Origin of the sequence: Xanthomarina sp. GH4-25, assembly GCF_045363175.1 — a bacterium.
Lineage (GTDB): Bacteria > Bacteroidota > Bacteroidia > Flavobacteriales > Flavobacteriaceae > Xanthomarina.
The window spans coordinates 1-12,421 of the sequence record NZ_JBJFLO010000006.1 but is presented as its reverse complement, the minus strand read 5'-3'; the positions used below and the strand labels follow the sequence as shown (position 1 = coordinate 12,421).

At 30.5% G+C, this 12,421-nt stretch carries 14 protein-coding genes and 1 tRNA gene; 5 read left to right on the top strand and 10 right to left on the bottom strand.

What is annotated here, in order from left to right; all coding sequences use genetic code 11:
* Nucleotides 1–2: 2 nt before the first annotated feature.
* Nucleotides 3–734 carry a Bax inhibitor-1/YccA family protein gene (locus tag ACI5KZ_RS09695; protein WP_406847531.1) on the top strand — a complete coding sequence of 244 codons (732 nt, stop codon included), beginning with the start codon at nt 3–5 and terminating at the stop codon, nt 732–734.
* Here ACI5KZ_RS09695 and ACI5KZ_RS09690 read toward each other — a convergent pair.
* The 4 genes from ACI5KZ_RS09690 to ACI5KZ_RS09675 form a co-directional block, all read right to left on the bottom strand.
* On the bottom strand, nt 731–1,147 hold the full coding sequence (locus ACI5KZ_RS09690; protein WP_406847530.1) for a hypothetical protein: 417 nt from the start codon (nt 1,145–1,147) through the stop codon (nt 731–733). The two genes, ACI5KZ_RS09695 and ACI5KZ_RS09690, sit on opposite strands and share 4 nt — an antisense overlap.
* Nucleotides 1,148–1,246: 99 nt before the next feature.
* Complete coding sequence (locus ACI5KZ_RS09685) at nt 1,247–2,380, bottom strand: tetratricopeptide repeat protein (protein WP_406847529.1); 1,134 nt, start codon at nt 2,378–2,380, stop codon at nt 1,247–1,249.
* The gene (locus tag ACI5KZ_RS09680) at nt 2,373–3,794 is read right to left on the bottom strand and encodes a M56 family metallopeptidase (protein ID WP_109308450.1); all 1,422 of its coding nucleotides are present in this window, start codon (nt 3,792–3,794) and stop codon (nt 2,373–2,375) included. The genes ACI5KZ_RS09685 and ACI5KZ_RS09680 overlap by 8 nt, the downstream gene beginning before the upstream one ends.
* Nucleotides 3,795–3,796: 2 nt before the next feature.
* A complete protein-coding gene (locus ACI5KZ_RS09675) occupies nt 3,797–4,156 on the bottom strand; it encodes a BlaI/MecI/CopY family transcriptional regulator (RefSeq protein ID WP_109308449.1) in 360 nt (119 codons plus the stop codon).
* Nucleotides 4,157–4,347: 191 nt separating this feature from the next.
* On the opposite strand from ACI5KZ_RS09675, the gene ACI5KZ_RS09670 reads away from it, so the two are divergent.
* Complete coding sequence (locus ACI5KZ_RS09670; RefSeq protein WP_109308448.1) at nt 4,348–4,857, top strand: DUF456 domain-containing protein; 510 nt, start codon at nt 4,348–4,350, stop codon at nt 4,855–4,857.
* A gap of 258 nt (nt 4,858–5,115) precedes the next feature.
* Here the strand turns inward: ACI5KZ_RS09670 and ACI5KZ_RS09665 are convergent, their stop codons facing one another.
* From ACI5KZ_RS09665 to trxA, 6 genes are all read right to left on the bottom strand, one after another.
* A complete protein-coding gene (locus ACI5KZ_RS09665; protein ID WP_109308447.1) occupies nt 5,116–5,790 on the bottom strand; it encodes a response regulator transcription factor in 675 nt (224 codons plus the stop codon).
* A 16-nt stretch (nt 5,791–5,806) separates the two neighbouring features.
* Nucleotides 5,807–7,825, bottom strand: coding sequence for an ATP-binding protein (locus ACI5KZ_RS09660; RefSeq protein WP_406847528.1), 2,019 nt, complete (start codon nt 7,823–7,825; stop codon nt 5,807–5,809).
* 153 nt (nt 7,826–7,978) lie between these two features.
* On the bottom strand, nt 7,979–8,167 hold the full coding sequence (locus tag ACI5KZ_RS09655; RefSeq protein WP_109308446.1) for a hypothetical protein: 189 nt from the start codon (nt 8,165–8,167) through the stop codon (nt 7,979–7,981).
* 587 nt (nt 8,168–8,754) lie between these two features.
* A tRNA-Asp gene (locus tag ACI5KZ_RS09650) sits at nt 8,755–8,828 on the bottom strand.
* A gap of 84 nt (nt 8,829–8,912) precedes the next feature.
* Nucleotides 8,913–9,839, bottom strand: a complete 927-nt coding sequence (locus ACI5KZ_RS09645; protein WP_406847527.1) for a DUF58 domain-containing protein — start codon at nt 9,837–9,839, stop codon at nt 8,913–8,915.
* Nucleotides 9,840–9,992: 153 nt separating this feature from the next.
* Nucleotides 9,993–10,310 (bottom strand): thioredoxin, encoded by a 318-nt coding sequence (gene trxA, locus ACI5KZ_RS09640; protein WP_109308444.1) that lies wholly within the window; start codon nt 10,308–10,310, stop codon nt 9,993–9,995.
* A gap of 266 nt (nt 10,311–10,576) precedes the next feature.
* On the opposite strand from trxA, the gene ACI5KZ_RS09635 reads away from it, so the two are divergent.
* The 3 genes from ACI5KZ_RS09635 to ACI5KZ_RS09625 all read left to right on the top strand — a co-directional run bounded on the left by ACI5KZ_RS09635 (nt 10,577) and on the right by ACI5KZ_RS09625 (nt 12,301).
* A complete protein-coding gene (locus ACI5KZ_RS09635) occupies nt 10,577–11,008 on the top strand; it encodes an SRPBCC domain-containing protein (protein ID WP_406847526.1) in 432 nt (143 codons plus the stop codon).
* Entirely contained in the window at nt 10,998–11,324 is a 327-nt protein-coding gene (locus tag ACI5KZ_RS09630; protein WP_406847525.1) for an ArsR/SmtB family transcription factor, read from the top strand. Before ACI5KZ_RS09635 ends, ACI5KZ_RS09630 begins: the two co-directional genes overlap by 11 nt.
* Before the next feature lie 143 nt (nt 11,325–11,467).
* On the top strand, nt 11,468–12,301 hold the full coding sequence (locus ACI5KZ_RS09625) for a sialate O-acetylesterase (RefSeq protein WP_406847524.1): 834 nt from the start codon (nt 11,468–11,470) through the stop codon (nt 12,299–12,301).
* Nucleotides 12,302–12,421 lie beyond the last annotated feature (120 nt).

Sequence of the window (12,421 nt, the reverse complement as noted above, 5' to 3'; positions counted from 1 at the left end):
ACATGCGCATAGACAAAACTTCTAATCCTGCTTTTAACGGTTATTTTTGGGATACTGATAAAAGTGCTTCAGAAAAAATGAGCGTTCGGGGCATCATTTTAAAATCACTGTTTTCCATCTTAATAATTGCAAGCATAGTCGTGTATGTTTGGAATTTATACGTTTCTGGAACAGATATTAAATGGTTTGTAACTGGAGGAATGATTTCTGCCATTGTAATAAGTATTGTTATTTCAGTTAGAAAAGAATGGGCTAAATTTTTAGTTCCACTTTATGCCATTGCAAAAGGTTTCTTTCTTGGTGGCATAAGTAGCTACGCACATGCCAAATTTCCTAATTTGCCTTTTCAAGCTATTGGCGTTACGATTGTTACTTTTTTTGTGATGCTTATTCTCTATCAAACCCAAATTATTGTAGTTACAAAAAAACTACGAAGTGTTATCATTACAGCTTGTGCTAGCATATTTGTTATCTATTTAATATCATGGGTTTTAAGCTTTTTTGGAATTAAATCTTTTATTAGAGGAACCTCTTGGGTAGCCATTATTTTTAATGTATTAGCGGCCATTTTTGCTTCATTGGCTTTACTTTTAGATTTCGACTATATAGAAAGACACAAAAACAAATCTCCAAAAGACAAAGAATGGCTAGCTACTTGGGGACTTTTAGTAACCCTTGTTTGGTTGTATGTAGAGATATTAAGACTGATGAAGAAATTGGCTATTAGGTTTTAATTCACCTGAATAATAACAGGCAAAGTAAACGCTGTTTTTACCTGTTGTCCACGCTTGATAGCTGGATAAATTTCAGGCAAAGAATCTAGGCTATTTCTTAGAAGTTCATCTATATTTGGAATTTCATGACGAGTAATAGAATCTACCTCAGCCTCTATTAATGATAATTTTCCTTTTTCAGAAATTTGAAATTTGATATATATGGTATCATCAATATTTTGTGAAACAACAATGGTGTCTCTCTGAATTCTATTGGTAATAATGGCTGTTAAGGTGTTTTGAAAACAGGATTTCTTTTCTGCTTTTGAATCATCATCGTTACAAGATGCAAAAGAGGGATAATTGTCCACTTCGCTCCAATTAAATGTTTTTAACTCTTCATTTAAAATAGCGTCCGACGTTGTTTTCTTCACATCAAAATAATTGCAAGAAACAAGCAACAAAAAACCAAGAAAAAGGCACAAATGTTTCATACACAGATTTGAAACCGAAAAGTACAATATTTTTAGATTTTAATCGGTTTTCATAAACTTTTCTTGTTTCAAAACAGATAATTGCGCTGCAGCTACAGCATTAAGAATGCTATCAGGAAATTCTTTTATAAATATTTCATACAAATTTATTTTTGTATCAAAATCCTCATAATACGCGTTTTGTGATTGAAGCAGATAAAATGCGGCTGTGTCGTTTTTCGAGTTTTCTTGTCGTGCTTTATTTAATACTTGAATAGCTTCAGCGTAGTTTTTCTGATAATTAAGCACTCTTCCTAATTGCATATATTGTTTATCTAAAGGAACATCTTCAATTTCTAATGCTTTTACATAATAAACTTCTGCCTTTTTATAATCTTTGTTTTTCTCGTAAAGCCGTCCTTGATTAAATAGGTTTTTTGTATTATTTGGTTCATATTTTAGTGCTAACAGTCCTTGTTCTATAGCTTGTGGAAGTCTATAAGTTTTTGCGTAACATATACTTAATTTTTCATGTATAAACTGTGACGACTCTCGCAATTCTACTAATTTATTAAACCAAATAATCGCTTCATGATAGTCCTGTTTCCAAAAATAATTTTGAGCTTTTAAACTCATCAACTCCAAGTTAAATTCGTTTGATTTTAAGCCAATGTCTACTAGTTTTTCAACCTCATTAAACTCTCTTTTTTGCAACTTATATTTTGCGACTTTATAAATAGCTTTTTGATGCAAACGGTCTAGTTGGAATGCTGTTATATACGCCTCAAGAGCTGAAGAATCATTCTGTTTTTCTAATAGTGTGCCATATTCGAAATGATAATTTGGATTCAAGGAATCTAAAGAAATTAACTCTTCAAATTCTAAAGAAGCTGTCTGATAATTGTTAGTTTTTGATAATAATTTAGCATATTCATACTTAAGTAAGGCGTTGTTTGGATTTGCTTTGATACTTGCTCGATAATTTAAAAGCGCTTCGTTGTAATTTCCAATGGCCATGTATGATTTGGCTATTTTTTCATAAACTTGAGAAGGATTTTCGTAAATTTTATATTGTTCAATGGCTTTGGAATAGTATCCATTGACATACAAACTATCTGCAAGCATTAAAACCGAAGTTTGGGCTTCGGTTTTAAAAAAAGATATTATGATAAATAAGACAAGATATTTACTCATTAATTTCAAACTTAATAGGCAAGTAATAAGGTACATTTACAGCTTTGCCGTCTTGCATTCCCGGTGTCATTTTTGGTAACATTTTTATTACTCGAAGGGCTTCCATTTCTAATTGTTCGTGTGGGGCTCTAGCTTTGGCATCTGTTATGTTTCCGTTCTTATCAATTTTGAAAAACACCGAAATTTTTTGTAACCCTTTTAAACCAAGTTCTTCACCAAGTTTACTATTAAAATTAGCACCTACATGTTTAGATATGCTTTGTGCAAAGCACTTTCTTGAATCTTCAGCATTTTCACATCCTGGGAAAACAGGAACATGCTCGATAACTCCAAAAGGTATTTCAGCGCGATCTACCACGTCCTGGAAAAAAGGTTCGTTTAATCCGTTTTCAGATACGAGCATCAATAATGTTTTTAACGCTTTTTCTTCTTCAGTAGTCATTTCACCATTAGCAGCTATCGACTCCTTTAACGTGGCAATGTTTTCTAATATGGATGAGTCATTTTTTGATAAACTGGTGGTTGTAACTTCATTTTCTTGCGTTGTATCACTACACGACGAATAAATTAACATCCCAAATACCATGGGAATTAATAGGGCATACCTTAATAATTGAACTTGTTTTGATTTTGATTTTTGTAACATAACGATTCGTTTTTTGATTAATGATTCTTTAAAAAATGGATTGATAAATGAGACCTGCTCAGCATGAAAAACTTGCGATAACAGGTTTTGATAATATTGTGCTTTATTGTGTTTTACGGCTTCGGCATCTGCAAGAAATTCGTGAACCACAGAAATTCTATTTTGGTACATATAAATAAATGGATTGAACCAAAATATCACACGAAGGATTTCGAAAAATAACATATCGAAACTGTGTTTTTGTTTTACATGAACCAATTCATGCATTAAAATGGTTTCTCGTTCTTCGTTTGCCAATTGCTTCCCAATAAAAATGTAGTTGAAAAATGAAAAAGCATCCCGACTGTTTTTTAAACTCACGATTTGCAAATTAGATTCCTGTTGTTTTGGATTACCATATATTAATTGGATAATTTTAATCAGTTTATACGCAAAAATCGAAAAAGCAATGGCTGAGCCCAGATAAAACAGGTACATCCAAGACCATGAAAAACTAGATGCCTGGTTGACGCCTTCAATAAAAACTTCGTCTAAAACAATTGGGTTCTGTTTCCCAATAATAACGTCTGGCAGTGTGATAATAAATTGTTGTGGTACAATATTTTTAAACATTTCAATTTTAATAAACGGCAAGACAAATGATAAGATTGCTGTTATTAAAAGATAGGCTCTGTTCCAATTAAAGAAGGTTTCTTTTTTTAAGAATACATCGTAAACTATTAAAAAGAAAAGCTGAAATGCAATTGCCTGAATAATATAGTGTGCCATGATTACTCCTTTTTATTAATGTCTTTTAAAACTGATTCCAACTCGTTTAAGCTAATGTCGTTTTTCTTTACAAAAAAAGACACCATACTTTTAAACGATCCTTGAAAGTAATTATCCACCAAAGTGTTTAAACTTTGATTGCTATAATCCTGTTTTTTAACCAAAGGGAAATAAACATGCCCTTTTCCTTGTTTTTCGTAATCTACAAAGCCTTTACTTTCTAAAATTCGAACAATAGTTGAAACGGTATTGTAAGCTGGTTTTGGCGTTGGTAAAAGCTCTATAATTTGTTTGACATTGGCTTTTTCAAGCTGCCATAACACGTGCATGATTTCCTCTTCGGCTTTGGTAAGTTGTTTCATAATATATTTTCTTAAAACACTGATTTTTTTTAGAGACTCTTCAACAAACTCAGAGTAACATTTTAACTTTTAAAACTGAAACTAAACACTTAGTTGAATACAAATATAACTAAATATTTAGTTTGAACTAATTTTTTAGTTTAAAATTTTGTAACAATCATTTCATATCTTCGTCTTATAAAGAAAAATCTATGGATATTTTATTAACACTTATGGGTTTCCTATTTATGATTGTTGGCATAATAGGAAGCTTCTTACCTGTTTTACCAGGACCTCCTTTAAGTTGGGTTGGCTTGTTATTACTTTATTTAACTGATGCTATTCCAAACAACTGGTTGTTTCTAGGTATTACACTAGCCATTGCGTTATTAGTTTTTACGTTAGACTATTTAATTCCTGCTTTAGGGACTAAAAAGTTTGGAGGTAGTAAATATGGTGTTATTGGTACAACACTTGGGTTATTAGTTTCTATTCTTTTTCCTGTTTTAGGTGTTTTTGGAATTATTGTTTGGCCTTTTGTAGGTGCTTATATTGGAGAATTATTAAATAAAACCGACTCTAAAACAGCAGTAAAAGCAGCCTTCGGATCGTTTCTTGGTTTTTTAACAGGAACATTTATCAAGTTTATAGTTGCAATAATATACTTTGGTTTTTTTATTATGAAAGTATGGGAATATAAAAGTGAAATCTTCACTTTCTAAAAAGAAGAAACCTCATGACTTTTATTAAGAAATAAAAATCACGAGGTTAGTGTAAATGCTATTATCAACGAAATATCTTTTGAGGGATTAATTAATTGCTGTTGATACTTCAAATATAAATGGAACTTTTAAACTTTTGTTACGGTAAAACCACAAATTAATTACGGAAAAACCGTAATACTCAATGAATACAAAGGTTTATAAGGTTTTTAGATAGCTATAAAATTTTAATTTTAACACTTTTTGTTGGTATAGGCTTTATACAAAGCCTTTTTTTCTAGCTTTTTCAAGCAAAGTTTCGTCACTTCCATCTTCAATCATAAATATTTCTTTTAGGTGCTTTTTTCTTTTTTCTATAGCACTCATAGATAAATCGATATGATCTGTTAAGCTTTTTGTTTTAACTCCTTGAGATAATAAATGAAGAATTTTTCTATTTACCTCATCTACTATAATATCATTAGAAATGGTTTTTCTAATAATACTATTTACAGTTCCACTATAGAATGGTGGATTATTAATAACCGCCTGAAAGGCACTTGCTAATTCTTTAGAAGTTAAATCGCTTTTAATTAAAAAGCCTTCTGGATTAATAGTTTTTACAATGTTATGGACACGATACGTTTCATTAAACATTGTTAGAATTACAATTTTTGCTTTTGGCATAATGCTTCTAGCATACATAGCTAGGTCTTCACCAGAAGTATATTTTCCATCGCTTGAAGGAGGTAAACTAATATCCATAAATAGGATATCATAAGGATTTTCTTGAGCGACTGCTTGATCCATAAACCTTATAGATTCATCGCAACTATTAGCTATACTAATTAATAAGTTTTGAGATTCTTTTTTTGTAGCAATTAATGTATTTTGATACCCTTCAATAATCATAGGATGATCGTCTGTCATTAATATGCGTATGGTTTCTTGCATGAGGTTTTTTTAGGTTTTAGATAGGGGCTTTAATTATTATTTCTGTTCCAGTATTAATAGTTGATTTGATGTCTAGTTCTCCATGAATTTCTTTTACTCTAGAATTTATATTTTTTAATCCAATTCCTTTTCTAGCTTTATTGACATCGAAACCAGTACCATTGTCTGAAATAGATAAGCAAATTACATTATTTTTTTGGTTAAAGCTAATATGTATTTCTTCTGCATTAGCATGCTTATATATATTTTGAAGTGATTCTTGGATAATTCGGTAATAATGAATTTTTGTTTTATTAGATATACTATCCCAATCAATTTTATCATCGTTTCTTAAAACATATTTTAACTTATAGGCTTTAGTTTGTGTCTCTAAAAGAGATTTTATAATACTAATGTAGTTGGTTCCAGACACAAAATCGGTGTTCAGTTCATGAGATACTTTTCGAATGTCTTGCTCTATCTCTTTTAAATCTTCTAAATATTTTTCTCTAGTTTCAATAGCCTCTGGTTTTGTACTCATATTCAAGCTATCTAAACTCAATCTTATTCCAAACAAACGACCTAAAATGCCATCGTGTATTTCTTCTGATATTCGCTTTTTTTCAGCAACTCTTGCTTCATCTATTTTATCTTGCTGAGATAACATTAAGTTATAAATCTCTTCGTTTGTTTCTTGTTGTTGCTGGTTAAATTTTAATTCCTTGTTTTTAGTTCTTTGACTAACTATAATATATAATAATAACAAGGTTAGTATTAAACCAATAGATAAAATTAACAACCAAAGCCTTTCTTTTGCAATTTGTTTGCTTCGTTCTACAATTTGATCTGTTTCAAATTCTATTCTTGCAAATTTATTTCTAATAGCACGTTCATTATTTAGTAAGCTATCGCTTAAATTCACATACTCTGTTAAATACGTTTTTGCCTTAACATCGTCTTCAATTTTAGATTTTAGCATGAGAGATCGTAAAATCACATCGTTTGTTTTGTTTTCTTTGCTAAGATTGTAAGCTCTATTTGCAAAAAAAAGCGCAGAATCTTTATTGTTTAAATCGTTATAAAACTCTGATGCATTTAAACTAACAGACATAATACTATATGGATCTTGTAGACTGTCGCTCATTTTATATGCTTCATCAAACATACTGGCTATTTCATTTGATTTATATTTATTGGATAAATGTTTAACAAAAGCATAATCGGCTAAAATAAGGGCATAATTTTTAGGTTCAAAAAGGAGAATTTCTTTGTTTTGAAATAGATCTTCGTATATTTTTAAAGCTTTATCATACTGTTTTAATTCTTTATAAATTAAAGCAATGTTGCTATTAGAATATAATGTGTAAATGAAATTATCTTCAATCTTGTCGCTATAAGTAAGTGCTTTATGGTGGTATTCAATAGCTTTATCATATAATTCCAATTCATCTGAAGCAATGGCAATTAAATTGTGTAATGACCATAAGTAATCTAAAGTTCCTTCAGTTTCAGGAAGGCTTTGAAATAATCTAATAGAAGCTACGGCATTTTGTTCACAACCAATATAATCGCGTTGATTAAATTGAATATCTGACATTTCAAACAACGTAAAAGCCTCATTTTCTACATCATGAATCTTGTTAAATGCTTTAGAGGCTTTATAATAATAATAATAAGAGCTATCTATTTGGGCTTTTTGTCCATGATACCAGCCTAAAACATTGGTTATATTAGCGATAGCAATAGAATCTTGCAACTTGTTTGCAAGTTTTAAATTTTCATGGTTCAAGCTATATAAAGAATTAGCATCTCTTTCTCTAAGATAGAGTGTTGATAGTAAACGTTTACTTTTTAAAATAGTAGAATCTTGATTGGTTGCTTCAGATAGTTTAATAGCATATTTGGCATATTGAATTCTATCTTTAGTATTTAAAGATTTTTCTGCTAAATCTCTGTAATAGTATATACTATCTAATTGCCTATTAAAAGACGTGTTTTGCGCATTTAATGGTAGGAAAAAAAATAATATGAATATGAAGATTATTTTTTTATACAATACAATTTTATTTCAAAGTCATTCAAATTTATAATTTTTTATGACATGAGAGTAATGTATTGAATATAATGAATAAAAAAAACATAATAAATATGCATACACACCCTTTATATTGCTATGAGGTGTGTATATGCATAAATTATAAAATATTTTTTATCCTTGAGAAGGAACTCCTCTTCCTTTCTTAACATGTCTATTAACTTCAAAGTTATATTCAAAGTTATCTGTACTTGAAACAGTTTGCTTTTTTGTTGGGTTAGTAACTACAGTATCTTTAAGGTTAACGCCAGATACGGTTACACAAAATAATGCTACTAATAGTGTAATAGTTAGGGATTTCATAAATTCTCAATTTATAGTTATACAATTAAATTAATGTTTAACAAGCCTTGCATTTTGCAAAACCTTAATTGAGGGATTAATGGATAATTAATTTTTTAAAATATGCGCATAAACTAATTACTAACATATTTTAACAACATGAGGGAATAAGACTTAACTAGTCTTGAATGGAATAATTAACCTTTTTAAGTTGAATAAATCGATTTAGGGACTTAAGAAGGATTGCTAATATAGAATAATCTCATCTCTTAACTAATAAATAATCGATAAAATACATAATTACATCGATAAAATGCACAAATGTTGCTTTTCATTTAAGAATTTCTATTCATTATTAATAAAATTTTGAAAAAATCAACTTGGTTACTGGCTGAAAAAGATGCTAATACAAATCTTATAACACTCAAAAAGAAACCAAAACCAGTCTAAAACAAAAAAGCATCCCAATTTTCAACAAAGAAAAAAGGAAAGCTTTCCATTGGTTTAACTACTTAAACCTTTGATAGACTACTACATCTATCAAAACAACACAACTAAATTTTATTGCTAAAAAAAGCTCCAATCTCTCGGAGCTTTAGCAATTTTAGCGGTCTGGACGGGACTCGAACCCGCGACCTTCGCCGTGACAGGGCGACATTCTAACCAACTGAACTACCAGACCGTTGCTTTATTGCGAGGGCAAATATACATTGCTTATTTAATATGTCAAATGTTTTTTTAGTTTTTTTTGAAAAAATTACTTTTATTAAAATCTTTGACGCTCTATCATGTAGGTGGTCAATATATTATCGAAATTTTTATTAGTATCTGCTTCAACATACTTTATTTTATATTGACCACATTTTAATCTAATTGCATTAAAATAATCATTAACTGCTGTTTTATAAGAGTCTTTTATGTTTTCTGCATATAAATTAATATGCTCACCAGTTTCAACATCAACATAGCGTTTTGGAGTGTTATCAAAATCGAATAACAGCTCTTTTTCTTTATCAAATACATGAAATAAAACCACTTCATGTTTATTATGTTTTAAATGCCTTAAAGCATCAAACAGTTTGTCTTGATCCACATCTGTTTGCAACATATCAGTAAATAAAAAGACTAACGAACGTCTTTTTATTTTCTCAGCAATTTGGTGCAAATAGGTATAGGTTTTTGTCTGTTTTTGTTCTGGCTTGGAAATAACTAACTCGCTTAATTGATGCAATAACATATGATGATGTCTTTCGCTGCCTTTCTCTGGTGTATAAAAACTATACGAATCACTATAAACACTTAATCCTACTGCATCTCTTTGTTTCTTTAATATATGCATTAAAGATGCAGAAGCTAATGCTGTAAATGCTATTTTATTTAAATTATCTATAGAAAAAGATTTCATTTCAGGAAAATGCATCGAGCTACTATTGTCGATAATTAAATGACATCTTAAATTGGTTTCTTCGTCGTAACGTTTTGTATAAAGTCTATCTGTTTTAGCAAAAAGTTTCCAATCTATATGCTTGGTACTCTCTCCTTGATTATAGATTTTATGTTCGGCAAATTCTGCAGAAAATCCATGAAAGGGACTTTTATGCATCCCAGAAATAAATCCCTCAACAACCTGTTTGGCTAGTAAATCTAGGTTTTTAAACCCTCCTGTTTTATTAAGTTCTTTTTGTAAATCCATTAGTTTTTGTCGCAAGAGTCACTTTTCACACTTCAACTGTGCTCAGCACAAGTTGGGAAGCATTCAACATTTCTATTAATACATATCAATCTTCTAAACTAAAAAAGGTTTGCCGTTAAAGCAAACCTTTTATCTTTTCTTTTAGTAAGTATCTTATAAAAGTGAATCGATAGCATCTGTATAGGCACTTTTTTGTGCTACACCTACTTGTCTTCCTACTACTTCTCCATTTTGAAATACTAAAACGGTTGGAATATTACGAACACCGTATTTGGCAGCAAATTCTTGATTTGCATCAACATCTACTTTTCCTACAACAGCTTTACCATCATATTCTGTACTAATTTCGTCAATAATTGGCCCAACCATTCTACATGGTCCACACCAAGCTGCCCAAAAATCTACCATAACTGGCTTGTCACTCTTTAATACTGTTTCTTCAAACGTTGCATCTGTTATCTCTAATGCCATAATTTATAATTTAATAGGTTCTACTTCTGTTTATTATGCAATATTAGTCAAAAATTTTGCCAAAGCTTACACCCTGACAATTTGTTTTATTTATCCTTAGATTACTTGAAGCTATACTGACAATATTGGCATCTTAATCTAAAAAGAAACAGGCGTAATAATTATATGCAACCCAAAAGTTGCGTATAGTTATTTTTTATGCTATTTTAGCAATCAACAAGTTGCATGCCTGCCTGATGATTGGTAAGTTAATAAATCCAAATATTATGAAAGATGTCATTATTAAAGAAAAAATATTTAATCATTCCATAGACATAGTATGGAATGCCATTTCTAAAAAAGAAGAAATTTCTAAATGGTTCATTAAAACAGATTTTAAAGCAGAAAAAGGATATCAATATAGGTTTTCATCTGAATCTAACAAAAAAGACTGTACAGATATTACTGGAACAGTTGTTGAAGCATTCCCATATACATTAATTTACACCTGGTTGGTAGCAGGTACAAATATAGAAACTACGATAACCTGGAAATTAGAATCTGTTACTGAAGGCACTAAATTATATTTAGAACATTCAGGAATTTCCAAGTACAAAGGAGATACTGCTATAACAATGTTTGAAAGTTTTAATGGTGGCTGGAACGGTTGTATCAATCAATTAGAAAATTACTTAAAGCTAAACATGAATGCAGGATAGAAGCACGATACTTTTTAAAGCCATTGCAGATCCTACTAGGCGAGATATATTTCATGCCTTAGTGATTGCTACATCTGCATTAACTATTTCGCAAATTTCAAATCAATTTGAGATGAGCAGACAAGGAGTTACTAAACACATTAAAACTTTGGAGGAAGCTGGTTTAGTTTATATAGACGGAATAGGTAGAGAACGTTTTTGCAATGCCAATATAAAACCTCTTAAGGAACTTCATAAATGGTTTAGTTTTTACGAGCAATTCTGGGACGATAAATTGGACAATTTAGGAGACTACTTAGATTCTAGAAATACTTAATTTCTTTTTTTAAGTTTTTTGATTAAAAACCAGATTTTATGCACAATACATGTATTTCATCGATGTTTTTGTTGTTTTTATCGATTTTTTGTTTATGTTTGCATTAGTCAAAAATATAATCGCCCCGATTTAACCAGCTTATTATGAAAAAAAAATTCTCAATAATACAAATTGTATTCATTTTTTGTTTTTTATTTTTCCAAACATTCCTTGTCGCACAAAAAGATATTTACTTAGTCATAGGTCAATCTAATGCTGCTGGTAGAGCTACCATTGAAGCAGAAGACATGGTCACACTTACTGGTGTAGATCTTTATAACGGTACAGCTTGGGAAAGTGCCGTAAATACGGCTGCCGCTGACGGTGGATTAAACAGATATTCTACCATTCAAAACCCTTCGCAAGACCAAGGTTTAAATTTCGCTTATACTTTTGGTCGCATGTTAAACGAAGTTACTGGTGATCAAATTGGATTAGTAGTTAATGCCAGAGGAGGAACTAGTATTAATTCATGGGCTAAAGGTCATACAGATGACTATTACGGAGAAGCCATTAATGAAATTACCGCAGCATTAGCATTAGGCGGCTCAACACTTAAAGGTGTTTTATGGCACCAAGGGGAATCTGACAGAAATGATGCAGGTTATATAGCTAAATTAACAACATTAATAAGCGACTTAAGAACTGACTTAGGAATAGCAACATTACCTGTTATTGTTGGTCAATTAAGTATGCAAAGAACAGATAACGGAACTTTCAATTCCAACATTGAAGCATTTGCAGTAAGCAATACAGATTATGCTGCAACAGATGGTTTACAAACTTTAGATAGAACACATTTTAATTCAAATGCGCAACGCGTTTTAGGTTATCGTTATGCCGCAAAAGTTTTAGAAATGGTGTATGGCTATACCTATATTCAAAATGAAATAATGTACGTAACGGAGGATGGCTATGTTCGTAGTGGAACAAATTGACCCGTCCTAAAATAAGGCTACATAATTTTAAACATTATGTATAGAAATGACAAAGTGATCAGACGGTATTCAGAACCTTTTAAACTGAAAATTTTAGCCGAACTTACAACCGGAAAACAC

Bases quoted from the DNA above. Each gene is read 5' to 3' on its own strand.
- ACI5KZ_RS09695 (WP_406847531.1), top strand. From the start codon at position 3: ATGCGCATAGACAAAACTTCTAATCCTGCTTTTAACGGTTATTTTTGG.
- ACI5KZ_RS09685 (WP_406847529.1), bottom strand. From the start codon at position 2,380: ATGAGTAAATATCTTGTCTTATTTATCATAATATCTTTTTTTAAAACC.
- ACI5KZ_RS09680 (WP_109308450.1), bottom strand. From the start codon at position 3,794: ATGGCACACTATATTATTCAGGCAATTGCATTTCAGCTTTTCTTTTTA.
- ACI5KZ_RS09675 (WP_109308449.1), bottom strand. From the start codon at position 4,156: ATGAAACAACTTACCAAAGCCGAAGAGGAAATCATGCACGTGTTATGG.
- ACI5KZ_RS09670 (WP_109308448.1), top strand. From the start codon at position 4,348: ATGGATATTTTATTAACACTTATGGGTTTCCTATTTATGATTGTTGGC.
- ACI5KZ_RS09665 (WP_109308447.1), bottom strand. From the start codon at position 5,790: ATGCAAGAAACCATACGCATATTAATGACAGACGATCATCCTATGATT.
- ACI5KZ_RS09655 (WP_109308446.1), bottom strand. From the start codon at position 8,167: ATGAAATCCCTAACTATTACACTATTAGTAGCATTATTTTGTGTAACC.
- ACI5KZ_RS09645 (WP_406847527.1), bottom strand. From the start codon at position 9,839: ATGGATTTACAAAAAGAACTTAATAAAACAGGAGGGTTTAAAAACCTA.
- trxA (WP_109308444.1), bottom strand. From the start codon at position 10,310: ATGGCATTAGAGATAACAGATGCAACGTTTGAAGAAACAGTATTAAAG.
- ACI5KZ_RS09635 (WP_406847526.1), top strand. From the start codon at position 10,577: ATGAAAGATGTCATTATTAAAGAAAAAATATTTAATCATTCCATAGAC.
- ACI5KZ_RS09630 (WP_406847525.1), top strand. From the start codon at position 10,998: ATGCAGGATAGAAGCACGATACTTTTTAAAGCCATTGCAGATCCTACT.
- ACI5KZ_RS09625 (WP_406847524.1), top strand. From the start codon at position 11,468: ATGAAAAAAAAATTCTCAATAATACAAATTGTATTCATTTTTTGTTTT.